This is a genomic window from Saccharomonospora xinjiangensis XJ-54, from assembly GCF_000258175.1.
Classification (GTDB): Bacteria; Actinomycetota; Actinomycetes; order Mycobacteriales; family Pseudonocardiaceae; genus Saccharomonospora; species Saccharomonospora xinjiangensis.
In genome coordinates this window covers 766,123-790,679 of the sequence record NZ_JH636049.1, presented here as the reverse complement: position 1 = coordinate 790,679, position 24,557 = coordinate 766,123, and the positions used below count along the sequence as shown (strand labels likewise).

Sequence of the window (24,557 nt, the reverse complement as noted above, 5' to 3'; positions counted from 1 at the left end):
TCTCACTTCTTTCCGCGTCGCGCCGGGAGAATCGGCGGTCGGAGAGCTCTGGTGGCCGACACGGGCACGATCGGGTGGTGTGGAGCCACGGGGACGGTGCGTCGGTACGGGGCGGGTCGCGACACCACGATGAAAGGGCGGCGTCGCGACCGTCCTTCTGCGTCACCGCTGTGTCGTGTGGATGGGCAGGCAGGCGTCGCCTCCGCCCGCGAGCGGTCCGACCTCGATGACCGTCGTGAGCGGATGCACTGTACCCGCGATCTGGAGCGAGGTGGAGGTGTCATCCGGTGGGGCTGTTGACGGCGCGGCCATGAGTCGATCGGGTGGTTCGGGCGTCGTCGGTTAGGGTAGGCAAGGCATGCCTAATCTGGCGGCGGCGGTGCGACGAGGAGTCCCGATGGCGGAACAGCGCGGAGGCAAACCGATCATCCAGGCCAGGGTGGTGCGCACCGAGCGGCTCACTCCCACCATGATCAGGGTGGTGTTCGGCGGCGAGGATGTGGCGTCGTTCCGGCACAACGGCTTCACCGACTGCTACGTGAAGGTGCTGTTTCCCGTCCCGGGTGTGAGCTATCCGGAGCCGTTCGACTTCGACACCGTCAAGGCGTCCCTCCCTCGTGAGCACTGGCCGCGTATGCGCACCTACACCGTCCGCCATCACGATGCCGAAGCCGGGGAGATCGCCCTCGACATCCTCGTGCACGGCGACGAGGGACTCGGTGGCTCGTGGGCCTCGCGGGTGCGGCCGGGTGACGAGGTCCTGCTGCGCGGTCCCGGCGGAGCCTACGCGCCACGGTCCGATGTCGATCACCATCTGCTGGTCGGCGACGAGTCGGCGCTGCCCGCGATCGCCGCCACGATGGAGGCGCTGCCTGCCGATTCGATCGCCACGGTGCGTCTGCTCGTGGAGAACATCGCCGAGCACCAGCCTCTCGCCACGAAGGGGGCCGTTGACCTGCGCTGGCTGCACAGAGCGGACGGCGCCGACCTCGTCCGTGAAGTGCGTGGCCTGACGCTCGGAGGCGGCACCGTCCAGGCTTTCGTCCACGGCGAGGCGGCCATGGTGCGCGAACTCCGTGGCCATCTGCTGCGGGAACGCGGCCTCGACAGGGGCCTGCTGTCGATCTCGGGTTACTGGCGGAAGGGCCGCACCGACGAGGCGTGGCGTCAGGAGAAGAAGGCGTTCATGGCGTGAGGCCGGCGTGGCACGCAGGGCCGCCACGGCCCTGCGCCCTTCTCAGGCAGGCACGGACTCGGTGATTCGCTCCCACGCCCTGTGCCGCGCGAGCCGGTCGAGCAGCGTCGTGGCGAAGTCCTCGGGCAGTGCGTCGCCCTCGGCTGTCGTCGTGATGAGGCCCTGATCGTCCATCACGTCGGTGCTCTCCGCGATCCGGCCGGTAACGCCTGCCGTGCGCAGGAGTTCCGTTCCCGAACCCCACGCGGCCACCGGTTTGGCGTGCTTGTACGCCTCGGTGACGAAATGGACCGCGTAGCCGTCCTCGCGTAGCGTTCCGACACCGGCGGCCCCCGAGGCGACCACGACGGCGTCGTAGAGCACCGACGCCATGGTGGTGATCGCCCGATCGGCGCTGACCGGGCCGTGCTCGCCGCCGTCGAGTTCACCGTCCACGGGTGCGAGTACCTCCGCCGTGACTCCCCGGTCCGCGAGTGTGGCGACGAGGCGCCGCAGCCCCGCGCCGTCGGCGCCGTCGGCGGCGAGCACGGCGACCGTGCGGGTGTCCGGCCGGTCCAGCGCCGTGTTGAGCTGGGACAACGCGGGGGACGACCGGCCGTGGTTGGGCCGGGACACCTCCGTGGGCGGCTCCACCCCGATACCGCGTGCCACCCGCACGGCCAGATCGTGGTCAACGTGGTTCAGCCGCTCGACGACGCGGGCCCGGATGGGCTTGTGCTCGACCTTGCCGAGCTCGAAGCGGAACGCCGCCACGATGTGCTCCGCCTCGACCTCCGACATGCTGTTCCAGAACAGCGTCGCCTGGGAGTAGTGATCCTGGAAGCTCTCGCTGCGCTGACGGATCTTGTGGCCATCGACCTTCTCGGTGTAGTGCGAGAAGGTGCCGGACTCGGCGATCGCGGGGCAGCCGCCGCCGAGGGTGTTCTTGTGGTACGAAGTCTGTCCTTTGTGGATTTTCTGCTGGCCGTAGCCGTCGCGCTGGTCGTTGTGCACGGGCGCGACGGGGCGGTTGACAGGCAGCTGCGCGAAGTTCGGGCCACCGAGCCGGATCAACTGCGTGTCCAGGTACGAGAAATTGCGCGCCTGGAGCAGCGGGTCGTTGGTGAAGTCGATGCCGGGCACGACGTTGGCTGTGTGGAAGGCGACCTGTTCGGTCTCGGCGAAGAAGTTGTCCGGGTTGCGGTCGAGCACCATGCGCCCGACAGGACGCACCGGAACCTGTTCCTCCGGGATGATCTTCGTCGGGTCGAGGAGGTCGAAGTCGAAGGCGAACTCGTCCTTCTCCTCGACGAGCTGCACCCCGAGTTCGTACTCGGGAAAGTGACCGGCTTCGATGGCGTCCCAGAGATCGCGGCGGTTGTAGTCGGGATCTTTCCCGGCGATCTTCTGGGTCTCGTCCCACACGAGCGAATGGGTTCCGAGCAGCGGAGTCCAGTGGAACTTCACGAACGTGCCCCGGCCGTCGGCGTTCACGAGCCGGAACGTGTGCACGCCGAAGCCCTGCATCATGCGGTAGCTGCGCGGCAGAGCGCGGTCGGACATCAACCACATCATCATGTGGATGGTCTCGGGCTGGAGAGCGACGAAGTCCCACAACGTGTCGTGGGCGGACTGCGCTTGCGGGATCTCGTTGTGCGGTTCTGGCTTCACCGCGTGGACGAAATCGGGGAACTTGATGCCGTCCTGGATGAAGAACACCGGCATGTTGTTGCCGACGAGATCGTAGTTGCCCTCGTCGGTGTAGAACTTCGTGGCGAAACCGCGGACGTCGCGCACGGTGTCGGCCGAGCCACGCGACCCTGCGACCGTCGAGAACCGCACGAACACCGGCGTGCGCTGGGCCGGATCGCTGAGGAACCCGGCCACCGTGTACTCGCCGAGCCAGTCGTCGTAGGGCTGGAAGTAGCCGTACGCCCCCGCGCCGCGCGCGTGCACGACACGCTCGGGGATGCGTTCGTGGTCGAAGTGGGTGATCTTCTCCCTGGCGTGAAAATCCTCGAGCAGGGTGGGGCCGCGTTCGCCTGCGGAGAGCGAGTCGTCGGTGTGGTCCACCCGCACACCCTGTTGCGTGGTGAGTGCGGTGTCGTCGTTCGTGACGCGAAACCGGTCGAGCTGCTCGTGTTTGGCGTCGCCGTGGTCAGGATGGCGCCGGGATTGTGCTGCCATGGCCGGGTTCCCTTCGTGTCGAGCCTCGAAGCGTCGATACCCGGCCGTGGCAGCCCGAAACGATCAGAAGGAGAACACGCCGCCGGAATGCGCGTCGGCGACGCAGCGGTTGGAGTACTCGGTGTCGAACTTGACCGGCGTGCCGTGCCAGTTGCCGCTGGCGGTGGCCAGCACCGGCGAGTAGATCATCGTGCACGCCTGGTTCTTCACGGGCAGCCGCGTGAAGTCGCCGTCGGCCCGCTCCAGTGACCGGCAGGCGGCCTCGCCCTGAGGGTGGTTGCCCTGTGTCGGGCCGCAGGTCAGCTGGACGGATGTCGTGCCGCCCCTGGCGTCGGTGAGAGTCAGGACGAACGAGGAGTCCGGCGTGACGGGGTCCGCGGGGCCGGTCGTGCACACGGCCATGACCGCGCACGCGGCGAGGGAAGTTGCTCCGAACATGGACATGTCTCGACTATCGGCTCGCGGTCGGGCGAACCTGTTGACTCGATCGGCTGGAAGTGATCACTCGTTCCGGCGGCTGATCTTCACGAATGTGGTCGAGATCACCGGGAACGGCCCCTTGCGGTCGCTGAAGCGTTCCGGCCGTCGCCTTCTCCGCTGTCCAGGGTCTTTCGTCACCGCTGGGCACCCTGAAACCGTGTCCCCACCCGTAAACTCGTGGTCGAGCAGGTGACGAGAGGAGGTGCTGGTGGCCAGCGCGGAGGAACGTCGATTCGAGGTCCTGCGTGCCATCGTCGCCGACTACGTGTCGAACCAGGAGCCGGTGGGGTCGAAGGCGCTCGTCGATCGGCACAACCTGGGCGTGTCCAGTGCCACGGTGCGCAACGACATGGCGGCGCTGGAGGAGGAGGGGTACATCACCCAGCCCCACACCAGCGCGGGCAGGGTCCCCACCGACAAGGGGTACCGGCTGTTCGTCGATCGACTCTCCGAGGTCAAACCCCTCTCGGCGGCCGAGCGGAGGGCGATAGTCCAGTTCCTGGAGGGTGCCGTCGATCTCGACGACGTGCTGCGGCGGTCGGTCCGGCTTCTCGCCCAGCTCACCCGGCAGGTCGCGGTGGTGCAGTACCCGACGCTGACCACGTCCACGGTCCGGCACGTGGAAGTGGTGGCCCTCACCCCGGCGCGGCTTCTGATCGTGCTCATCACCGACACCGGCAGGGTGGACCAGCGTACGGTCGATCTGGGGGACGTCGCAGGGGACGAGACCGTCGCCCGGCTGCGTGAGGTGCTCAACGGCACACTGTCGGGGCGCAGGCTGCCCGACGCGGCCGCGAAGGTGTCGGAGTTGCCCGAGCAGGCGCCCTCCGACCTTCGTGATGTGATGGTGCGCGTCTGCACCGTGCTGGTGGAATCCCTCGTCGAGCACCCCGAGGAACGCCTCGTGCTCGGGGGAACGGCGAACCTCACGCGGAACGTCGCCGACTTCCCCGGATCGCTGCGCCAGGTGCTCGAGGCGCTCGAGGAACAGGTCGTCGTGCTCAAGCTTCTCGCGGCCGCTCGCAACCCCGGTGCCGTCACGGTGCGGATCGGGGAGGAAAATGAGGACGAGCAGATGCGGAGCACCTCGGTCGTGTCGATCGGGTACGGCTCGGACCAGGTATTACTGGGGGGAATGGGCGTGGTCGGCCCCACCCGGATGGATTACCCCGGGACGATTGCTGCCGTACGCGCGGTCGCCACGTACGTGGGCCGGATCCTTTCCGGGCGGTAGGAGGTCCGGTGCGCCGGGCTCGAAGCCCGGATGACAGGCTTGTGCAGGCTTTCTAGGAGGACGGCAGACGGTGGCCAGGGACTACTACGGCATCCTCGGCGTGTCGAAGAACGCGACCGAGCAGGAGATCAAGCGGGCGTACCGCAAGCTCGCGCGTGAGTTGCACCCCGATGTCAACCCCTCCGACGACGCGCAGCACAAGTTCAGCGAGGTCACGACGGCCTACGAGGTGCTGTCCGATCCGCAGAAGCGCAAGATCGTCGATCTCGGTGGCGACCCGATGGACAACGGGGCAGGCGGGGGTGCCCGCGACCCGTTCGCCGGTTTCGGCGGGCTCGGCGACATCATGGACGCCTTCTTCGGCGCCGCGGCCGGTGGGGCACGGGGCCGGGGTCCGCGCAGCAGGGTGCAGCCCGGCTCCGACGCGCTCATCCGGTTGAAGCTGACGCTGGAGGAGTGCGCCACCGGCGTCAACAAGCAGATCACGGTGGACACGGCCATCCTCTGCGATCGGTGCCGTGGTGCGGGCACCGCGGAGGGCGGCAGCGTCGTCACGTGCGATACCTGCGGCGGTCAGGGCGAGGTGCAGTCCGTGCAGCGGTCGTTCCTCGGGCAGGTCGTCACGGCACGCCCGTGCCCGACCTGCCGGGGCTTCGGCGAAGTCATCACCGACCCGTGCCAGCAGTGCGGCGGTGACGGCAGGGTGCGGGCCCGCAGGGACGTGACGGCCAAGATCCCACCGGGCGTGGGAGACGGCATGCGGATCAGGCTGTCCGGTCAGGGCGAGGTCGGCCCCGGCGGCGGTCCCGCAGGCGACCTCTACGTCGAGGTGGACGAGGTTCCGCACGATGACTTCGAGCGGCAGGGCAACGACCTGCACTGCCGGCTGCGCGTCCCCGTCACGGCTGCGGCGCTCGGCGCGGTCATCCCCATGGAGACGCTCGTGGACGGCGAGACGGATGTGGAGATCGAGCCCGGTACCCAGCCGAACACCGAACTTGTGCTCACCGGGTTCGGAATGCCGAGGCTTCGCTCGTCCGGCAGGGTGGACGGCCGTGGCGACCTGCACATTCACGTCGAGGTCGTGGTGCCGACCAAGCTCGACGACGAGCAGGCCGATCTACTGCGAGAGCTGGCACGGTTGCGTGGCGAGGAGGTCCCGACCCTGGCGGGCAACGGCCACAAGCCGGGTGGGTTGTTCTCGAAGCTGCGCTCCAAGAGCCGCTGACGCCCAGGACGGGACGGAGCGACTGTCATGGCTGGGGCGGCCGGTACCACTCCGCCGGTGTTCCTCGTGCCGGAACTGCCGGAAGGCGAGTTCGCGACGCTGGACGGCGAGGAGGCGCATCACGCCGTCACCGTGCGCCGGTTGCGCACCGGCGAGCGGCTGACGCTGTCGGACGGGCACGGTGGGGTCGCCGACTGCGTCACCGTCGCCGCGCATCCGGGGCGCAAGCCGATCGTGGAGCTGCGGGTCGTCGCCACGCGCACGGTGCGGGCTCCTGCGCTGCGCGTCACCGTCGTGCAAGCGCTGGCCAAGGGTGATCGTGGCGAACTCGCGGTGGAACTGGCGACGGAGGCCGGGGCCGACGCGATCGTGCCGTGGCGCGCGGCCCGCAGTGTCGTCCGCTGGGACGACGGTGCGAGGACCGAGAAGGCGCTGGGCAAGTGGCGGGGTACGGCCAGGGCAGCGGCCAAGCAGGCGAGGCGTGCCTGGCTGCCCGAGGTCGCAGAACCGGTGACCACCCGGGATCTCGCCGCCGTGTTGTCGGAGGCGGATCTCGCGCTCGTGCTCGACGGTGACGCCCAGGAGGGGATCACCGAGGTGCCGTTGCCGTCCGAGGGCGAACTCGTGCTCGTGGTCGGCCCCGAAGGCGGGGTCGCGCCCGAGGAATTCGCCGCGTTCACCGCAGCCGGTGCGAGGCGTGTCCGGCTGGGACCGACGGTGCTGCGCACGTCCACGGCCGCGGCGGTGGCGCTCGGCGCGCTCGGAGCGCTGACCGCGCGCTGGGCGTAGGGCCAGGTGCGGCTTAGGCCGATCGGACGCTTTCGCTGGCCCCTGTGGCACAAGTCCGCCGCTTTCTCCGCCGTTTCCCCTCGCCGTGGACACCCGGGTCCTACGCTGAGGCGCAGCCTGCTCGACTTGCGGCCTGCCGGAGAACACCCGAGGCGGCCTGCAGCGAAGGCAGCGCGAAGATCCGCCGGACGTCTCCCCCTCGGTCCGGCGGAAGCCGCGGTGGCGCGTGGAGCAACCCCCAGGCTGCACCGCCCCGCGGCGCCCCAGCGCCGATCGTGGGCGAAGATGACAGAACGCGACCACGATCCACGCAGGGAGGGACCTTGAGCGAGCACCAGCCCACCGAGCCCGGCGATTCCTCGGAGACGTTGTTCGAGCGGGTGATCGCGAGGGAGATCCCGGCCGACATCGTTCACGAAACCGCCACCACGCTCGCGTTCCGCGACATCAGCCCTCAGGCCGTCACGCATGTTCTCGTGGTGCCCAAGACCCGCTACCGCACCGTGGCTGAGCTGGCCGCCGCCGATCCGGCCCTGCTCGCCGACATGGTGGACACGGCCGCGAAGGTCGCCGAACTGGAGGGTCTCGGCAACGGTTACCGGCTGGTGTTCAACACCGGTGCCGACGCGGGTCAGACGGTCTTCCACGTGCACGCGCACGTGCTCGGCGGGGAACAGCTCGGTCACTTCGGTCGTTCTTCGGAGTGAGGACGGCAGGTCGCTAAACTCACCTGCCCCTTGGCGGGCGATGCGGTTAGCATCGTCAGCGTCCATCACCGTTGTCGAGCAGCACGATCGTGCAGAAAGCAGGCCCGAGGCCACGTGGCCGGAACCGAACCGTTGCAGCCAGCCGAAGTCACCGCCTCCGAGAACCGTTCGGCCCAGTCGAAGTTCTCGATCCCCGACGCCGCCGCGCTCGTGCTCCTCGGCTCAAGGGACGAGAATCTCAAGGCCGCCGAAGACATCCTGAACGCGGACGTTCACGTCAGGGGTAACGAGGTCACGCTCACCGGAGCCCCGGCGGACGTGGCGTTCGCGGAGCGCGTCTTCGACGAGCTGGTCATCCTCGCCCGGCGCGGCCAGCAGGTCGGCCCCGACACGGTCCGTCGCACGGTCGCCATGCTGTCGGCGGGGGGAGCCGAATCGCCCGCCGACGTGCTCAGCATGGACATCCTGTCGCGGCGCGGCCGAACCATCCGGCCCAAGACGCTCAACCAGAAGCGCTACGTCGATGCGATCGACCAGCACACGGTGGTGTTCGGCGTCGGCCCGGCAGGCACGGGCAAGACCTACCTCGCGATGGCCAAGGCCGTTCAGGCGCTTCAGAACAAGCAGGTCACGCGCATCATCCTCACCCGTCCCGCGGTGGAGGCAGGCGAGCGGCTCGGGTTCCTCCCCGGCACGCTGTACGAGAAGATCGACCCGTACCTTCGCCCGTTGTACGACGCGCTGCACGACATGGTGGACCCCGATTCGATCCCTCGCCTGATGCAGGCTGGCACGATCGAGATCGCGCCGCTGGCGTACATGCGCGGAAGGACGCTCAACGACGCCTTCATCATCCTCGACGAGGCGCAGAACACCACGCCGGAGCAGATGAAGATGTTCCTCACCCGCCTCGGGTTCGGATCGAAGATCGTGGTCACCGGCGATGTGACCCAGGTCGATCTGCCGAGCGGCCAGCGCAGCGGCCTGCGGGTGGTGCGTGAGATCCTCGAGGGTGTGAACGATCTGCACTTCGCCACGCTGACGAGTCACGACGTGGTCCGGCACCGCCTCGTCGGCGACATCGTGGACGCCTACGAAAAGTGGCAGGCGACGCAGGACGCCGCGACCGGCGACAGCAAGGCGGCCGGTGGGCGAGGCCGCCGGTGAGTATCGAGATCGCCAACGAGTCCGGCATCGACGTCGATGAGACGTCCATCGTGTCGGCGGCACGGTTCGCACTCGACCGCATGGAGGTCAGCCCGCTCGCCGAGCTCTCGGTCGTGCTGGTCACCCTCGACGTGATGGAGGACCTGCACGTGCGGTGGATGGACCTGCCGGGGCCCACCGACGTGATGGCGTTCCCCATGGACGAACTGGAGGCGGGCCGCCGTCCCGACGCGGTGGAGTCGTCCCCCGCTCTGCTCGGTGACATCGTGCTCTGCCCCGCGTTCGCCAAGGACCAGGCGCGCAAGGCAGGGCACTCGCTGCTCGACGAACTGCACCTGCTCACCGTGCACGGCGTGTTGCACCTGCTCGGGTACGACCACGCCGAGCCGGAGGAGGAGCAGGAGATGTTCGGCCTCCAGAACCGCATTCTCGGCGAGTTCCGCGACACCCTCGCCGCCGCGCGCAGGCAGGACGCGCAGCGCAGCAACGACGACCGGCTGCTGGGGGCTGCCGGTCTCGACGGAAGGTCTGAGTCGGAGCCATCGTGACCTCTTCGGCCGTCATCCTGGTCGTGGCAGTCCTTCTCGTGTTCCTCGGCGGCGTCTTCGCCGCGGCCGACGCGGCGATCGGCACGGCGTCGCCGGCGCGAGCCGAGGGCCTCGAACGCTCGGGAAGGTTCGGGTCGCGCCAGCTCATCCTGGTCATCCGTGAGCGCACCCGGCACATCAACCTGCTGCTGTTGCTGCGCATGGGGTGCGAGCTCACGGCCACCGTGCTGGTCACCGTCGTGGCGCTGCGCTGGGTCGATCCAGAGTGGCTCGCCGTGTTGCTCGCCGCCCTGATCATGGTGCTGGTCAGCTATGTCATCGTGGGTGTCGGTCCGCGCACGATCGGCAGGCAGCATCCGTACCGGGTCGGTCTCGTCGTGGCGGGTCCGGTGCGGGTGCTGGGAACCGTGCTCGGGCCGCTCAGCAAGCTGCTCATCCTGGTCGGTAACGCCATCACTCCCGGTAAGGGTTTCCGGGAGGGGCCGTTCACCACGGAGGCGGAGCTGCGGGAACTCGTGGACCTCGCGCAGGAACGCGGTGTCGTCGGCACCGACGAGCGCGAGATGATCCACTCGGTGTTCGAGCTGGGTGACACGGTGGCGCGCGAGGTCATGGTCCCGCGCACCGAGATCGTCTGGATCGAGCAGACCAAGACCGTGAGGCAGGCACTGGCGCTGTCCATGCGAACCGGCTTTACTCGCCTGCCGGTGATCGGTGAGTCCGTGGACGACATCGTCGGTGTGGTGAACCTCAAGGACCTGGTGCGGGCGTCGTTCGCGGAGGACGGCACGGGGCGTCAGGTGAGCGAGCTGATGATGCCTGCCGACTTCGTTCCCGACTCCAAGCACCTCGACGGCCTGCTCAGGCACATGCAGCGTTCGCGGCACCACCTGGCGATCGCGGTTGACGAATATGGCGGCACGGCCGGGCTCGTCACCATCGAGGACATTCTCGAGGAGATCGTCGGCGAGATCACCGATGAGTCCGACACCGACGACCGGCCACCCGTCGAGCACGTTGACGAGCAGGTGGTGCGGGTGTCCGCGCGGTTGAGCGTTGACGACCTCGGCGAGCTGTTCGGAGTCGATCTCTCCGAACACGATGTGGAGACGGTCGGCGGCCTGCTCGCGCAGCGGCTCGGCCGCGTGCCGCTGCCCGGCGCGGAGGCCGAGGTCGAGGGGCTGCGACTGCGAGCGGAGGGCGGCAAAGACCGGAGAGGCCGGATGCGGATCAGCACCGTGGTGGTGCGCGCCGCCGATGGCAGGAGGATCGGGCCGGGAACGCCCACCACCACGGAAGACCACGGCAAGAACGGCGATCACGGCGATCGCGACTGGAGAGTGGAACATGCCTGAACTCGACCCCGAGGACGAGAAGATCGTCATCCTGGCGCGATCGACGCGCGCGAGGACGCAGGCCGCGGAGGGCGCGGCCGTGCGGGACACCGACGGTCGCACGTACGCCGCGGCGACGGTGCGGCTGCCGTCGCTGACGTTGACGGCCCTCCAGGCCGCGGTGGCGGCGGCGGTGTCCAGCGGAGCCGAGGGTCTTGAGGCGGCTGCCGTGGTGACGGAGGAGCCGATGGTGCAGGGAGCCTCGGTGCAGGCCGTGCGAGACCTGTCCCCGGACGCGCCGATTCTGCGCGCCGATCCGTCGGGCACCGTGCGGGAGACGGTACGGTGACCGACGCCGGACATCGCTCCGGGTTCGCCTGCTTCGTCGGCAGGCCCAACGCCGGAAAGTCCACATTGACCAACGCGCTGGTTGGCTCCAAGATCGCCATCACGTCGAGCAAGCCGCAGACGACCCGGCATGCCATCAGGGGCATCGTGCACCGGGAGGACGCGCAGCTGATCATCGTGGACACTCCAGGGCTGCACCGGCCGCGCACGCTGCTGGGGCAGCGGCTCAACGATCTCGTGCGCGCGACATGGTCCGAAGTGGACGTCGTTGGGTTCTGCGTGCCCGCCGACGAGCAGATCGGGCCCGGCGACCGGTTCATCGCGGCCGAGCTCGCGAAGATCGCCCAACGCACCCCTGTGCTCGGCATCGTCACCAAGACCGACCTGGTCGGCAAGGAGCAGGTCGCCAAGCAGCTGCTCGAACTCCAGGACGTCCTGGACTTCGCCGACCTGGTGCCGGTGTCGGCCGTCGAGTCCTATCAGGTGGACACACTGGCCGACCTGCTGGTGGAGCGGTTGCCGGAGGGACCGGAGCTGTACCCGGACGGTGAGCTGACCGACGAGCCGGAGCAGACGCTGGTGGCGGAGCTGATCCGTGAGGCGGCGCTGGAGGGGGTGCGCGACGAACTGCCGCACTCCATCGCCGTGACGATCGAGGAGATGTACCCGAGACCCGGCAGGGACGACCTCATCGACGTGTACGCGCACCTCTACGTGGAGCGCACCAGCCAGCGCGGCATCGTGCTCGGGCACCGGGGCGGCAGGCTCAAGGAGGTGGGCGCGAGGGCCCGCAAGCAGATCGAGGCGCTGCTGGGGAGCAAGGTGTACCTCGATTTGCACGTCAAGGTGGCGAAGGACTGGCAGCGCGACCCGAAGCAACTGCGCAAACTTGGCTTCTGACGCCGTGTCCGCAGCCTGTGCACGCGTGTCCGCACTTGTCGTACGAGTGTCCGCACTTCTCGCAGGCTGGGCACGTGTCTCCTCGGGGTTCGCCCTCGGTCCGCAGGGGTCGAGGGCGAATGTGCCGAAGTCGGCCAACCCGACGTCATTGAACGGTATGCTCCTGGTGCACTACGTTCTGTGACAGGGGAGGGTCCATGACGAATCCGTACGGGCAGCAAATGCCTTACGGCGCACCGATGCAGACGCAGCAGGGGCAGCCGGGGCAGATGCAGCTCGGCCCGCCGTCGGCGGGGGTGCCCGCTGCCCAGTACGCACAGCAGCCGTACGGCCAGCAGCCTTTCGCGCAGCAACAGTACGGCCAGCCGCAACCGTACGGTCAGCAAGCGTACGGTCAGCAGCCTTACGGTGCGGGGATGGCAGGGTACGGGCAGGGGATTCCCGACTACAAGGGCTGGGCCATCGGCTCGATCTTCCTCTGCTGGATCGTGGCGATCTTCGCCATCATGAAGTCCAACGAGGTCACCGCCTATCAGATGCAGGGCAACACGGCCGCGGCCATGCAGGCATCGGAGCAGACGAAGACCTTGTGCATCGTCGCGACCGTGCTCGGAGCGTTCGGCTGGGGTCTCAGCCTGATCTGGCTCATCATCCTGGTCGCGTAGGCGCCGTGTCCGCGCTCCGTCGCGGTGACGGGCGAGATGCCGTGTCCGCGAGGAGCATGACGCCGCGGTGGGCGACAGGCGCAACGGAGCGATGGGCCTGACTCGCCTGCGCGTCCGACCCACGTGGGACGATGGGGTCCGTGAGTCTGTATCGGGACACCGGCGTGGTGTTGCGGGTCCACAAGCTCGGTGAGGCCGATCGCATCATCACCCTGCTCACCCGGCGGCACGGCAAGGTCCGCGCCGTGGCGAAGGGGGTGCGCCGCACCACGTCCCGATTCGGTGCGCGGCTGGAACCGTTCGGTCACGTCGATGTGCAGCTCTACACGGGTCGCACCCTCGATGTCATCACCCAGGTCGAGACGGTGGACGCTTTCGCGCTGCCGATCGTCGGCGACTACCAGCGTTACACGGCCGCCAGCGCCGTCGCCGAGACGGCCGACCGGCTGACCGCCGAGGAGGGCGAGCCGGTGCTGAAGTTGTACCTGCTCGTGGTCGGGGCACTGCGGGCGCTGGCCGAGGGCCGCCGGGACGCCTCCCTCGTGCTGGACGCCTTCCTGTTGCGATCGATGGCGTTCGCGGGCTGGGCTCCGGCGATCGCCGAGTGTGCCCGCTGCGGGGAGCGCGGGCCTCACGCCGCGTTCAACATCGCGGCGGGGGGATCGCTGTGCCCCCGGTGTCGCGTTCCGGGCTCGGTGCACCCCGCCCCCGAGGTGGTCGGGCTGCTCGACGCTCTCCTGCACGGAGACTGGGACATCGCCGAGGGCAGTACCCACGGCGTGCGACGCGACGTGAGCGGCCTGGTCGCGGCGCTCCTTCAGTGGCATCTCGAACGGCAGTTGCGGTCGCTGCCGCTCGTGGAGCGCCGTACCCGCGAGGCGCCGGGCGCGGGCACGTTAGGGTCTGACACGGTGTCCGGCGAGACGGAGGTAACGAGTGCGGCGCAGGGGACGCGAGGCCGCGACAACGCACAGGGAACTACGGGAGCCTGATCCGCACCCTTCGGGTGCGAAGCCCCCGAACATCCCACCCGAACTGGTCCCGCAGCACGTCGCCCTGGTGATGGACGGCAACGGCCGGTGGGCCAACCAGCGCGGGCTGCCCAGGATCGAGGGGCACAAACGCGGTGAGGCCGTGATGATCGACGTGGCCAGCGGTGCGGTCGAGCTGGGTGTGAAGTGGCTTTCGGTGTATGCGTTCTCGACGGAGAACTGGAAGCGCAGCCCCGAGGAGGTGCGTTTCCTCATGGGCTTCAACCGCGACACGATCCGCAGGCAGGTGGACTATCTCGGCTCCATCGGGGTGCGCATCCGCTGGGCGGGCCGCACGCCGAGGCTGTGGCGCAGCGTCATCAAGGAGCTGAAGGACGCCGAGGAGAAGACCCGGCACAACACACGCCTCAACATGACGATGTGCGTGAACTACGGAGGCCGGGCCGAACTCGGTGACGCGGCGAGGCGGATCGCCAAGCTGGCGGCCGAAGGCAAGATCAATCCGGACAAGGTGGACGATCGCATGCTCGCGAAGTACCTCTACCAGCCCGAAATGCCTGACGTGGATCTGTTCCTCCGGCCTTCGGGGGAGCTGCGGACCTCGAACTTCCTGCTGTGGCAGTCCGCCTACGCCGAGTTCGTCTTCCAGGACACGCTGTTCCCCGACTTCGATCGCACGAAGCTGTGGGAGGCGTGCCTCGACTACGCCAAGCGCGACCGCCGGTTCGGTGCCGCCGTCGATGCCGCCGCTGCCGCCGCGGCACGGGAAGGCGGTGGGGCGTGAGTTCGGAGGCCGCCGACACCGCCGAGTTGCTGACCTCGGCCCGCCGTGCGCTCGAACGTTTCCTCGACGTCAGGGTCGATGACGACGGGACGCTGACTTTCTCCCACGCTGACGTGCCGTGCGTGGTGCAGGCCATGCGGCTCGCCGACGGGTTGTCGGTACTGAGCCTGACGTGCGTGGTCGCGTGGGACCTGCCCGACGAGCCCGCTCTGGCGGTGACCGTCGCGGAACGCGCCGGTCAGGGACTGTTCGGAACACTCGGCATCGTCCACACCGAACGCGGGATGGACCTCACCCTGCGGTACGCGTTTCCCGCGCAGGGCCTCGATCCGGCCGCGCTCGGCACGTTGCTGATGCTCGTGGTGTCCACCGCGTCCCAGGTCCGCGCCGAGCTCGTCCGGGCATGAGCGAGCGCACCGCGACGACGCGGGCGAAGCCGGGGCGGCGCGGCCCGATCACGTCGATCGAGGTGCTCTGCGCTGTTCTGCTCGTCGCGATCGTCGGGCAGTCCTGGCTCGCGTCCGTGCTCGACGTGCCCGCGTTGCGCACCGCGTCCACGGTGTTCGTCGCCGTGTGCGTACAGGCGCTGCCGTTTCTGGTGCTCGGGGTGCTGATCAGCGGGGCATTGGCCGCGTTCGTGCCGGCCCGCGCGCTGCGAGCGGTGCTGCCGCGCAGGGAGAGCGCGGCCGTGGGAGTCGCGGGACTGTCCGGTGTGGCCCTGCCGGGGTGCGAGTGCGCGTCGGTGCCCGTGGCGAGGCGGTTGATCGGCCAGGGTGTTGCGCCGTCGGCGGCGTTGACGTTCCTGCTCGCCGCACCTGCCGTCAACCCGGTGGTGATCGTGGCGACGGCGGTGGCCTTTCCCGGTGAACCCGGCATGGTGGTGGCGCGGTTCGTCGCGTCGCTGGCCACCTCGGTGGTGATGGGTCTGTTGTGGATTCGCTGGGGACGCGACGAGTGGATCGCCGACCGGGTTCTGCGCCGGATGCCGGAGCAGAGTGGGAACCGCTGGGCGATGTTCGCCGAGACCGCACGCGCCGACCTGGTGGACGCGGGTGGATTCCTCGTGCTCGGAGCACTGGTGTCCGCACTGCTCGGGGTGCTGGTGCCGCCGTCGTGGTTCGCGGTGTTGTCGGACGACATCGTGCTGGGTGTCGTGGTGATGGCGGTGCTCGCGGTGGTGTTGTCGTTGTGCAGTGAGGCCGACGCCTTCGTGGTGGCCTCGCTGGCACCCGTTCCGCTGCTGCCGAAGCTCGTGTTTCTCGTGGTGGGGCCCGCGGTGGATCTCAAGTTGTTCGCCTTGCAGGCGGGAACGTTCGGCAGGGCGTTCGCGGTGCGCTTCGCACCCGCGACGTTCGGGGTGGCTGTGGTCTGCGCCGTGGCGGTGGGGACGTTGCTGCTGGGGGAGGGCTGATGCGGCGCGAGACGCAGAACGTGCTCCTCGTGCTGCTCGGCGGTGCGTTGCTGAAGATCGGGCTCAACGGCGACTACCTGCGCTACGTCAAGGCGTCCCACCAGCCGTGGCTGCTCGGAGCGGCGGTGGTGATGCTGGTGCTCGGCGGCGTCGCCATCGTTCGTGACGTGATCGTCGCGCGGGATGCGGCGGTGGCCGATCACGCGGGGCACCACCACGACACGCGCTCGGCGTGGCTTCTGGTGCTGCCGGTGCTGGCCGTGTTCCTGATCGCGCCGCCCGCGCTGGGTTCGGATTCGGTGAAGCGCGACGCGGCGGCGGGAGCGGTGCAGGGCGGGCAGCGACCGGGGTCGCCGTTCGAGCCGCTGCCGCCCGGCGAGGTGGTGCCGCTGACGATGACCGAGTTCGTCACCCGCGCCGGGTGGGACGCGGAGAACAGCCTGACGGGGCGCACCGTGACGCTGACGGGTTTCGTGGTGCGCGAGGCAGGCGACACGATGCTCGCGCGCATGGTGATCGGTTGCTGCGCCGCCGATGCCTCGCCGGTGCGGGTGCGCCTTGTCGGCGAGGCCGCCGAACCACTCGGTGTGACACCGGAGGACACCTGGCTGACGGTCACGGGCACCGTCGTGCCCGGTTCGACGACGCAGGAGACCGGGTTCCGTCCCGACCTCACCGTCCACACCGCCCGCGAGGTGCGAGAGCCCGCCGACCCTTACGAGTCCTGACACGGCCGGAGAACGTTGGTGTCCTGCTACAGGACGTGTTCAGAACGTCACTTCGCGTCGGCGACAAGGTCACGTCGAGCGTGTGATGCGGTGAGACCATCCGGGGATCGTGTTCCGGGGCCCGGCGCACGACCGGAGGGCGGCGCCGACCGCAGGGCCGGATGTGTGCGAAGTGATCTCGCGCCGTGACGAGCTGGCAGGAAGTGAGGACGAGCGGATCGCGGTGCCGAGCGACGAGACGGAGCCGCGGGTGGCTACTTCTTCTTCGCCGCGCACGTGGCGCACGTGCCGGTGATCTCCACCGTGTGCCGGATGTCGGAGAACCCGTTGCCCGAGGCGATGCGCTCGGCCCAGCGCTCCACCGCGGGACCTTCGACCTCGACGGTGTAGCCGCAGTGACGGCACACGAGGTGGTGGTGATGGTGTGCCGAGCATTGCCGGTACAGCGCCTCGCCGGAGTCGGTGCGCAGCACGTCGATCTCTCCGGCCTCGGACAGGGACTGCAACGTGCGGTACACGGTGGTCAGGCCGATGCCCTCGCCACGCCTGCGCAGTTCGTCGTGCAGTTCCTGTGCGGATCGGAAGTCGTCCACCTCGGCGAGGAGTTCGACGACGGCGGCGCGCTGCCGTGTCGCCCTGCGGCCAGGGACAGGGGCCCGATTGCGGGTGTCGGCTGTACTCATACCGGCTGAGGGTCCTCCTGCACGTGTGCGACGGCGTCAACGACGATGTGCGCGAGATGGTCGTCCACCAAGTGGTACACCACCTCGCGACCTCGCCGCTCACCCTGTACCACCCCGGCTGCCTTCAGAACGCGGAGATGCTGGCTGATGAGAGGCTGGGTCACGTCGAGGGAGTCCACCAATTCGTGCACGCAGCGGGGCCCGTGCCGCAGCTGCAACACGATCGCGATCCGCACCGGAGCGGCCAGTGCCCTCAGAAGTTCACCCGCATCGGTGAGAGTGGCCGCCGGTGGTGGAGCGGGGAGGGAAAGCGCCTGCCGAGCGGGTGAGTGTTCCTGTTGTTCGCCCAGGTCAGCGGGGTCGGGTGCCGGAGAAGACGCCGCGTCGGAGCCTGCCGTCCCCATGTCGCTCTCCAGCCTCGGTCGTCCTGCGATGTCTCGAAAGTGCACTACCATCCTAGTGCTCTTCGCGCGGGGATGATTCCGTGCGGTGATGTGCCGACGATGGCGAGGGGGCAGTGTGGGTCGTGCCGGGTGGAAGGTGAGTGTGGTGACGCTGGCACTGGCCGTGTTCGGGACGATCCCGCCCACCGCGTCCGCCACCGGACCACGGCCCGTTGATCCCGCCGCGGGGCCGGTGGCCTTCGCCAACGTCGCCTCGCTCGCGGTCACCGACGACGGCTACGGAAGGCCGGGCGGCTCCGTGATCAGCGAGACCCAGCGATCACCGCTGGCCCCGGGCAGGTCGCGACTCGGAGCGGACCGGACGGCCGTGCCGGGTTCCGAGGGTGAACGCGCGGCGGTGGGGCCGAATTACCGGCTCGGCATCGAACGCCACGACGTGGCGGCCGGGCTCGACGGCGACGGTGTGCCGGAGGCGACGGCGCTGGCGGATTTTGTGCTCACCGATCTGGCGTCGGGCGTGACCGTGCTGTCGTTCGAGCGTGCTGCCACATCGGCGAGGTGTGCCTCGGCCAGGAGCCCGGAGGTGGCCGCCTCTGCGGCGAGTCTCTCGCTGGTCGGCTCGGACGGCGTGCTGCGGAGGGTCCGCCTGCCGGAGCCCGGCGGCGAGGTGCGAGGGGAGAATCTGCCGTTCGGGGCCTCCGTGGAAATCGGTGAGGGCGAGGCGGTGACGTCCGACATCAGAATCCGCGAGGTCACCGGCTTCGACGAGCTGCTCCGGCAGCGGCAGTGGCGCGACGGCGACGTCACGGCCGCCTCGGGGTGGCTCGTCGAGATCGACACCCGGGTGCGGCCTTCCGCGAAGGACGGCGCCGCACGTGGCGAACCGCCGCTGCCGGAGGAGGTCACCGGGACCACCGAGGCCGAGGCAGGGAGCGAGAAGAGACGGCGGGTGGCCCGCACCGTCGAGACGACTCTCGTGCTGGGCGGTGTGAGCTGCTCGGTGCCGCACGACTTCACGCCGGGAGGGAATGAGCACGCCGGGTCTGGTGCGCCTTCGGTGCCGGTGGCGATCCCCGCGGGTGTCGGCGCGCAGGCTGGAGCGGGCCCGGAGGCCGTGGCTCAGGACGGCACCCGGCCCGCCGTCTCCCCGGCCACCATCTGGGGCACGGCGCTGCTGGCCGGTGGCGGGGTTCTCGGCCTCGCCGCGTTGCTGCTGGCCCGGCGAGCCGGGACGGCGCGGGCACGCTCGTGAACCGCCTGTGGCGCTCTCCTGTGTGGCAGCGCAGGGCGGCCACCGTGCTCGGAGTGCTTGCCGTGCTCGCCGTGACCTCCGGGACCGCGGTGCTTCGCAGCGCGCCGAGCCCATCGAGTTCGTCGAGTCCGGCAGACCGGCCGAGTCCGTCGAGGACGGTTCCCGCCGACGATCAGGCGCCCGGCGCTGTGATCGGCGCCGGGACGACCACGGCGGTGGCAACGGACGCCGCGCGCGAGCCGCTGCCCGCGTCACGACGGCCAGGTCCGCAGCCACCGAGCAGTGTCCGGTTACCGGGCGGAGCCACCTCCGCGCTCGTGCGCACGGGACTGACCGCTGACGGGACGCTGCCGATCCCGGACGGAGTCGGCCACGCGGCGTGGTGGGGCGCGGACTTCGGTGACGACGACGGCGCCGCGCTCGTCGCGGGACACGTCAACTGGCACGGACGTTCCGGGCCGTTCACCACGTTGCGCCTGCTGTCGCCCGGTGACGAGGTGTCCGTGCGCGATGCCGGGGGCGGGATGTGGACGTATCGCGTTGACTCGGCGACGACTCTGCACAAGGCGCGGCTGGGTGAGCTGGCGCCCGAGCTGTTCGACCAGGACGGGCCACACCGGCTTCTGCTCGTCACGTGCGACGGCGACTACCTCGGCGGTTCGAGCGGCTACTCCGGCAACCTCATCGTCTCCGCGACGCCGGTGGGCAAGCGCTGAGGGGCCGCATCCCCACCGGAGCCGTCGGCCGCAACGCCGGATACGCTGTGAGGTCAGAGAACCCAATTCCGGATGCCTTCGGAGCGTGGAGTGCCCGCCAACACCATTGAGACCGTCGTCAACCTGTGCAAGCGCCGTGGCTTCGTCTTCCCTTCCGGGGAGATCTATGGCGGTACCCGGTCGGCGTGGGACTACGGACCGCTCGGCGTCGAGCTGAAGGACAACATCAAGCGCCAGTGGTGGAAGACCATGGTGCAGAATCGCGAGGACGTGGTCGGTCTCGACTCGTCGGTGATCCTGCCGCGCCAGGTCTGGGTGGCGTCCGGCCACGTGGGTGCCTTCCACGACCCGCTGGTGGAGTGCCTCGCCTGCCACCGGAGGTTCCGCGCCGACCAGCTCGCCGAGGACTACGCGGAGCGCACCGGCACCGCGACCACCGAGGACGACCTCTCCGAGGTGCCGTGCCCGAACTGCGGTAACCGCGGCCAGTACACCGAGCCGCGCGAGTTCAACATGATGCTCAAGACGCACCTCGGGCCTGTCGAGTCGGAGGAGGGGCTGCACTACCTCCGTCCCGAGACCGCGCAGGGCATTTTCGTCAACTTCCTCAACGTGCAGACGACCTCGCGCAAGAAGCCGCCGTTCGGCATCGGCCAGATCGGCAAGTCGTTCCGCAACGAGATCACGCCGGGCAACTTCATCTTCCGCACACGGGAGTTCGAGCAGATGGAGATGGAGTTCTTCGTCGAGCCCGGCGAGGACGAGAAGTGGCACCAGTACTGGATCGACGAGCGCACCAACTGGTATGTCGATCTCGGTATCAGCCGGGAGAACCTGCGGCTCTACGAGCACCCCAAGGAGAAGCTGTCGCATTACTCGAAGCGAACGGTGGACATCGAGTACCGCTTCGGCTTCTCGTCGGGTCAGGAATGGGGTGAGCTGGAGGGCATCGCCAACCGCACGGACTTCGATCTCACCACTCACTCGAACCATTCCGGTGTGGACCTGTCCTATTTCGACCAGGCTTCCGGTCAGCGCTACCGGCCGTTCGTGATCGAACCGGCAGCCGGTGTCGGGCGCCCGATGATGGCATTCCTCGTGGACGCCTACACCGAGGACGAGGTGCCCAACGCCAAGGGCGGTGTGGACAAGCGGGTGGTGCTGAAGCTCGACCCGAGGCTGGCGCCGTACAAGGTGGCTGTGCTGCCGCTGTCGCGCAACGCCGACCTGACCCCGAAGGCGCGCGACATCGCCGCCGCGCTGCGCAAGCACTGGAACACCGACTTCGACGACGCGCAGTCGATCGGCAAGCGGTACCGCAGGCAGGAGGAGATCGGAACGCCGTACTGCGTGACGGTTGACTTCGACACGCTGGAGGATCACGCCGTGACGGTGCGGGAACGTGACTCGATGGCGCAGGAGCGGGTCGCGATCGACAAGCTGGAGTCGTACCTCGCGGCGCGGCTGATCGGTTGCTGAGCCGTGCCGGTCGTTGTGAAAAGGTGGCTCACGAGGACGGTCGCCGGGATCGTCCTCGTCGGGCTGCTGATCGTGGGGGGAACGGCCTTCCGGGTGTGGCAGGTCGCCAGGGCTGACGAACGGCCGGCGGCGGACGCCATCGTGGTGCTGGGCGCGGCCCAGTACAACGGCAGGCCGTCGGAGATCTTCGAGGCCCGGCTCGCCCATGCCCGTGACCTGTACGCGCACGGTGTCGCGTCGGCGATCGTTACCACAGGGGGCATGCGTGCCGGGGACGCCTACACCGAGGCGGAGGCCGGTGCGAACTGGCTGCGCGATCAGGGTGTCCCCGTCGAGGCGTTGGTGCCGGTCGGCGAAGGCAACGACACGTTGCGTTCCATTCGGGCCGCAGCCGACGTGATCAAGAACAGTGGCTGGAGCGACGTCGTGATCGTCAGCGACCCGTGGCACTCGCTGCGGGCGGGCATCATGGCCGAGGACGCCGGGCTGTCGGTGTGGACGTCGCCGACGCATTCCGGCCCCATCGTCCAGACTCGCGCCACCCAGGCCCGTTACATCTTCAGGGAGACCGCGGCGCTGCTGTACTACCGGGTGTCGAAGAAGCCGGCGGACGACGTGGATCTCGGACTGTAGGACGGGTATCACCCGAAGGGCGGGTTTCCTCGCCGCTGCCCAGGCCAGGGCGATGTGCGGGACTTGTGAGACCCGGCCTGCCCTCGGGATGACCGTCTCACTGAGTGGGAGACGGTTGGGGTGTGGTGCGTTACTCATTAGCGTCGAGAGGGATATCCGAGCCGCGAAGGAGTGAGTCCAGTGACCGACGGATGGTCGTTCGAGACCAAGCAGATCCACGCGGGAGCGCAGCCCGACCCCGCCACGGGTGCGCGCGCCACGCCGATCTACCAGACGACCTCCTACGTCTTCCGGGACACCCAGCACGGTGCCGACCTGTTCAGCCTCGCCGAGCCGGGCAACATCTACACGCGGATCATGAACCCCACCCAGGACGTCCTCGAACAGCGGGTCGCCGCGCTGGAGGGTGGTGTCGCGGCGCTGGCGTTCGCGTCGGGTTCGGCGGCCACCACGGCGGCGGTGCTGAACCTCGCGGGTGCGGGCGACCATGTGGTGGTGAGCCCCGCGCTGTACGGGGGCACGTACAACCTGTTCCGCCACACGCTGCCGAAGCTCGGTATCGAGGTCACGTTCCTGGCCGACCAGGACGACCTCGGCGAGTGGCGGTCCGCGGCGAGGCCGAACACGAAACTGTTCTTCGCGGAGACGCTGGCGAACCCCGGCAGCAACGTGCTCGACGTTCGCGGTGTCGCCGACGTGGCCCACGAGATCGGTGTGCCGCTGGTGGTGGACAACACGATCCCGACGCCGTACCTGCTGCGGCCGATCGAACACGGCGCCGACGTCGTGGTGCACTCGGCCACGAAGTACCTCGGCGGTCACGGCACGACGGTGGCCGGTGTGCTGGTGGACGGCGGCACCTTCGACTTCGGCGCGCATGCGGAGCGGTTCCCCGGCTTCACCGAGCCCGACCCGAGCTACAACGGTCTGCGGTACTGGGAGGCGCTGGGCCCCGGTGCGTTCGCGGCGAAGGCACGCGTGCAGTTGCTGCGCGACACGGGCGCGGCCATCGCGCCGCTGAACGCCTTCCTGATCCTCCAGGGCATCGAGACGCTGTCGCTGCGGATGGAGCGTCACGTCGCGAACGCCAAGGCGCTCGCCGAGTGGCTGGAGCAGCGTGACGAGGTGGAGAAGGTCTACTACGCGAGCCTGCCGTCGAGCCCCCACCACGAGGCCGCGCGGAAGTACCTTCCCGAGGGCGCGGGCGCGGTGCTGTCCTTCGAGCTGCGCGGTGGCGTCGAGGCAGGGCGTGCGTTCGTTGACGGCACCGAGCTGCATAGCCAGCTCGTCAACATCGGTGACGTGCGTAGCCTGATCGTGCATCCCGCCAGCACCACGCACAGCCAGCTCACACCGCAGGAGCAGCTCGCAGGCGGCGTGACACCGGGACTCGTGCGGCTGGCCGTGGGGCTGGAGGGACTCGCGGACCTTCAGGCCGACCTGGAGGCCGGATTCCGCGCCGCGAAGGCGGCTCTGTGACGGTGCCGGACAGTACCGGTCTCCCGCCTGCCACCGGCGCGTGGCAGGCGGGAGATCCGCCGGGACGAAGGCAGTGGTTCCGGCCGGATTCCGCGCTGCGACTGGAGTCGGGTGGACAGCTGCCCGGCGTCGAGATCGCGTACGAGACGTGGGGGACGCTGAACGCGGACCGCTCCAACGCCGTGCTGGTCGAGCACGCGCTCACCGGCGACAGCCACGCGGCGGGAGACGTCGAGCCGGGCCATCCCAGCCCCGGGTGGTGGGACGGGCTGATCGGGCAGGGGAAGGCGCTGGACACCGGCGAGCTGTTCGTGGTGGTGCCCAACGTGCTCGGCGGCTGCCAGGGTTCGACGGGACCGGCTTCGCTCGCCCCGGACGGCAGGCATTGGGGAAGCCGGTTCCCGCACGTCTCGGTGCGCGACCAGGTCGCCGTGGAGATCGCGCTCGCCGACGCGCTCGGCATCGAACGGTGGGCGGCCGTGCTGGGCGGGTCGATGGGCGGCATGCGGGCCCTGGAATGGGCGGTCATGCGGCCTGAGCGGGTGCGGGCGCTGATGTTGCTGGCGAGCCCTGCCGCGACGTCGGCCGACCAGATCGCGTGGGCGGCGCCGCAGATCCACGCCATCCTGGCCGATGCGAACTGGAGGGGCGGCGACTACCACGGGGGAGGGCCTGGTGAGGGCCCGCACCTCGGACTCGGTGTCGCGCGGCGGATCGCCCACGCCACCTACCGCAGCGCGGCGGAACTCGACGAGCGGTTCGGCCGTAGCCTCCAGGGCGGGGACGATCCCCGGTTCGCCGTCGAGTCCTACCTCGACCACCACGCGCACAAGCTCGTGCACCGTTTCGACGCGGCGAGCTACGTGGTGCTGACCCGCTCGATGAACGGGCACGACGTCGGACGCGGCAGGGGCGGCATCGGAGACGCTTTGTCGCGGGTGACGGCGAGGACGATCGCGGTGGGGGTGGACTCCGACAGGCTGTACCCGCCTGAACAGGTGCGGGAGCTGGCCGACGGTATCCCCGCCGCGCGCTACGCCGAGATCACCTCGCCGTACGGGCACGACTCGTTCCTCATCGAGACCGAACAGGTGGCGGCGCTGGTCAAGGAACTACTGGACGAGTGACGTTGGACACGTATCCCCGGAACCACGCACGGTGGGTGGTGTCGCGGGCGCCGTGCGAGCGCGGGGGTGCTCCGGCCGGTGCGCTCCGCTGCCGAAGCGGACGCATCG

27 protein-coding genes are annotated in these 24,557 nt (G+C 69.2%); 22 read left to right on the top strand and 5 right to left on the bottom strand.

The window, feature by feature from the left end; genetic code table 11:
- Window positions 1-162: 162 nt before the first annotated feature.
- Complete coding sequence (locus SACXIDRAFT_RS22980; RefSeq protein WP_157599633.1) at window positions 163-312, bottom strand: hypothetical protein; 150 nt, start codon at window positions 310-312, stop codon at window positions 163-165.
- 85 nt (window positions 313-397) lie between these two features.
- On the opposite strand from SACXIDRAFT_RS22980, the gene SACXIDRAFT_RS02975 reads away from it, so the two are divergent.
- Window positions 398-1,195, top strand: coding sequence for a siderophore-interacting protein (locus tag SACXIDRAFT_RS02975; RefSeq protein WP_006236986.1), 798 nt, complete (start codon window positions 398-400; stop codon window positions 1,193-1,195).
- Between the two features lie 42 nt (window positions 1,196-1,237).
- Here SACXIDRAFT_RS02975 and SACXIDRAFT_RS02970 read toward each other — a convergent pair whose 3' ends face one another.
- Window positions 1,238-3,361, bottom strand: a complete 2,124-nt coding sequence (locus tag SACXIDRAFT_RS02970; protein ID WP_006236985.1) for a catalase — start codon at window positions 3,359-3,361, stop codon at window positions 1,238-1,240.
- Window positions 3,362-3,424: 63 nt separating this feature from the next.
- Complete coding sequence (locus SACXIDRAFT_RS02965; RefSeq protein WP_040922022.1) at window positions 3,425-3,805, bottom strand: SSI family serine proteinase inhibitor; 381 nt, start codon at window positions 3,803-3,805, stop codon at window positions 3,425-3,427.
- A gap of 244 nt (window positions 3,806-4,049) precedes the next feature.
- Here SACXIDRAFT_RS02965 and hrcA point away from each other — a divergent pair, with 244 nt between their 5' ends.
- The 15 genes from hrcA to SACXIDRAFT_RS02890 all read left to right on the top strand — a co-directional run bounded on the left by hrcA (window position 4,050) and on the right by SACXIDRAFT_RS02890 (window position 16,676).
- A complete protein-coding gene (gene hrcA, locus SACXIDRAFT_RS02960) occupies window positions 4,050-5,075 on the top strand; it encodes a heat-inducible transcriptional repressor HrcA (RefSeq protein ID WP_006236983.1) in 1,026 nt (341 codons plus the stop codon).
- A 70-nt stretch (window positions 5,076-5,145) separates the two neighbouring features.
- The gene (gene dnaJ, locus SACXIDRAFT_RS02955) at window positions 5,146-6,303 is read left to right on the top strand and encodes a molecular chaperone DnaJ (RefSeq protein ID WP_006236982.1); all 1,158 of its coding nucleotides are present in this window, start codon (window positions 5,146-5,148) and stop codon (window positions 6,301-6,303) included.
- Between the two features lie 27 nt (window positions 6,304-6,330).
- Window positions 6,331-7,092, top strand: a complete 762-nt coding sequence (locus tag SACXIDRAFT_RS02950) for a 16S rRNA (uracil(1498)-N(3))-methyltransferase (protein WP_006236981.1) — start codon at window positions 6,331-6,333, stop codon at window positions 7,090-7,092.
- 323 nt (window positions 7,093-7,415) lie between these two features.
- Window positions 7,416-7,799, top strand: a complete 384-nt coding sequence (locus SACXIDRAFT_RS02945) for a histidine triad nucleotide-binding protein (RefSeq protein ID WP_006236980.1) — start codon at window positions 7,416-7,418, stop codon at window positions 7,797-7,799.
- 114 nt (window positions 7,800-7,913) lie between these two features.
- Window positions 7,914-8,966 carry a PhoH family protein gene (locus SACXIDRAFT_RS02940; RefSeq protein ID WP_006236979.1) on the top strand — a complete coding sequence of 351 codons (1,053 nt, stop codon included), beginning with the start codon at window positions 7,914-7,916 and terminating at the stop codon, window positions 8,964-8,966.
- Entirely contained in the window at window positions 8,963-9,514 is a 552-nt protein-coding gene (ybeY, locus tag SACXIDRAFT_RS02935; protein WP_006236978.1) for an rRNA maturation RNase YbeY, read from the top strand. The genes SACXIDRAFT_RS02940 and ybeY overlap by 4 nt, the downstream gene beginning before the upstream one ends.
- Complete coding sequence (locus tag SACXIDRAFT_RS02930; protein WP_006236977.1) at window positions 9,511-10,869, top strand: hemolysin family protein; 1,359 nt, start codon at window positions 9,511-9,513, stop codon at window positions 10,867-10,869. Before ybeY ends, SACXIDRAFT_RS02930 begins: the two co-directional genes overlap by 4 nt.
- Window positions 10,862-11,197, top strand: coding sequence for a cytidine deaminase-like protein (locus SACXIDRAFT_RS02925; protein ID WP_006236976.1), 336 nt, complete (start codon window positions 10,862-10,864; stop codon window positions 11,195-11,197). The genes SACXIDRAFT_RS02930 and SACXIDRAFT_RS02925 overlap by 8 nt, the downstream gene beginning before the upstream one ends.
- Window positions 11,194-12,096, top strand: a complete 903-nt coding sequence (gene era / locus SACXIDRAFT_RS02920) for a GTPase Era (RefSeq protein ID WP_006236975.1) — start codon at window positions 11,194-11,196, stop codon at window positions 12,094-12,096. The genes SACXIDRAFT_RS02925 and era overlap by 4 nt, the downstream gene beginning before the upstream one ends.
- A gap of 197 nt (window positions 12,097-12,293) precedes the next feature.
- Complete coding sequence (locus SACXIDRAFT_RS02915; protein WP_006236974.1) at window positions 12,294-12,761, top strand: CD225/dispanin family protein; 468 nt, start codon at window positions 12,294-12,296, stop codon at window positions 12,759-12,761.
- Window positions 12,762-12,901: 140 nt separating this feature from the next.
- Window positions 12,902-13,753, top strand: a complete 852-nt coding sequence (gene recO / locus SACXIDRAFT_RS02910) for a DNA repair protein RecO (protein WP_040922021.1) — start codon at window positions 12,902-12,904, stop codon at window positions 13,751-13,753.
- On the top strand, window positions 13,698-14,537 hold the full coding sequence (locus SACXIDRAFT_RS02905) for an isoprenyl transferase (protein ID WP_006236972.1): 840 nt from the start codon (window positions 13,698-13,700) through the stop codon (window positions 14,535-14,537). Before recO ends, SACXIDRAFT_RS02905 begins: the two co-directional genes overlap by 56 nt.
- Window positions 14,534-14,944 (top strand): YbjN domain-containing protein, encoded by a 411-nt coding sequence (locus SACXIDRAFT_RS02900; RefSeq protein ID WP_006236971.1) that lies wholly within the window; start codon window positions 14,534-14,536, stop codon window positions 14,942-14,944. The genes SACXIDRAFT_RS02905 and SACXIDRAFT_RS02900 overlap by 4 nt, the downstream gene beginning before the upstream one ends.
- On the top strand, window positions 14,941-15,948 hold the full coding sequence (locus tag SACXIDRAFT_RS02895) for a permease (RefSeq protein WP_006236970.1): 1,008 nt from the start codon (window positions 14,941-14,943) through the stop codon (window positions 15,946-15,948). Before SACXIDRAFT_RS02900 ends, SACXIDRAFT_RS02895 begins: the two co-directional genes overlap by 4 nt.
- Window positions 15,948-16,676, top strand: a complete 729-nt coding sequence (locus SACXIDRAFT_RS02890) for a TIGR03943 family putative permease subunit (RefSeq protein WP_006236969.1) — start codon at window positions 15,948-15,950, stop codon at window positions 16,674-16,676. Before SACXIDRAFT_RS02895 ends, SACXIDRAFT_RS02890 begins: the two co-directional genes overlap by 1 nt.
- Window positions 16,677-16,930: 254 nt before the next feature.
- Here SACXIDRAFT_RS02890 and SACXIDRAFT_RS02885 read toward each other — a convergent pair whose 3' ends face one another.
- Together SACXIDRAFT_RS02885 and SACXIDRAFT_RS02880 are read right to left on the bottom strand one after the other, a co-directional pair.
- Window positions 16,931-17,359, bottom strand: coding sequence for a Fur family transcriptional regulator (locus tag SACXIDRAFT_RS02885; RefSeq protein WP_006236968.1), 429 nt, complete (start codon window positions 17,357-17,359; stop codon window positions 16,931-16,933).
- Window positions 17,356-17,763: an ArsR/SmtB family transcription factor gene (locus SACXIDRAFT_RS02880; RefSeq protein WP_006236967.1), complete on the bottom strand. Its 408-nt coding sequence runs from the start codon at window positions 17,761-17,763 to the stop codon at window positions 17,356-17,358. The genes SACXIDRAFT_RS02885 and SACXIDRAFT_RS02880 overlap by 4 nt, the downstream gene beginning before the upstream one ends.
- Window positions 17,764-17,908: 145 nt before the next feature.
- Here SACXIDRAFT_RS02880 and SACXIDRAFT_RS02875 point away from each other — a divergent pair, with 145 nt between their 5' ends.
- The 6 genes from SACXIDRAFT_RS02875 (at window position 17,909) to metX (ending at window position 24,449) form a co-directional block, all read left to right on the top strand.
- Window positions 17,909-19,015, top strand: a complete 1,107-nt coding sequence (locus tag SACXIDRAFT_RS02875; RefSeq protein ID WP_157599632.1) for a hypothetical protein — start codon at window positions 17,909-17,911, stop codon at window positions 19,013-19,015.
- Window positions 19,012-19,731, top strand: coding sequence for a class F sortase (locus tag SACXIDRAFT_RS02870; protein WP_006236965.1), 720 nt, complete (start codon window positions 19,012-19,014; stop codon window positions 19,729-19,731). Before SACXIDRAFT_RS02875 ends, SACXIDRAFT_RS02870 begins: the two co-directional genes overlap by 4 nt.
- A gap of 90 nt (window positions 19,732-19,821) precedes the next feature.
- Window positions 19,822-21,210, top strand: a complete 1,389-nt coding sequence (locus SACXIDRAFT_RS02865) for a glycine--tRNA ligase (protein WP_006236964.1) — start codon at window positions 19,822-19,824, stop codon at window positions 21,208-21,210.
- A 3-nt stretch (window positions 21,211-21,213) separates the two neighbouring features.
- Complete coding sequence (locus SACXIDRAFT_RS02860; RefSeq protein WP_006236963.1) at window positions 21,214-21,843, top strand: YdcF family protein; 630 nt, start codon at window positions 21,214-21,216, stop codon at window positions 21,841-21,843.
- 180 nt (window positions 21,844-22,023) lie between these two features.
- Window positions 22,024-23,322, top strand: a complete 1,299-nt coding sequence (locus SACXIDRAFT_RS02855; protein WP_006236962.1) for a bifunctional o-acetylhomoserine/o-acetylserine sulfhydrylase — start codon at window positions 22,024-22,026, stop codon at window positions 23,320-23,322.
- A complete protein-coding gene (gene metX, locus SACXIDRAFT_RS02850; RefSeq protein WP_006236961.1) occupies window positions 23,319-24,449 on the top strand; it encodes a homoserine O-acetyltransferase MetX in 1,131 nt (376 codons plus the stop codon). The genes SACXIDRAFT_RS02855 and metX overlap by 4 nt, the downstream gene beginning before the upstream one ends.
- The last annotated feature ends 108 nt before the right edge of the window (window positions 24,450-24,557 follow it).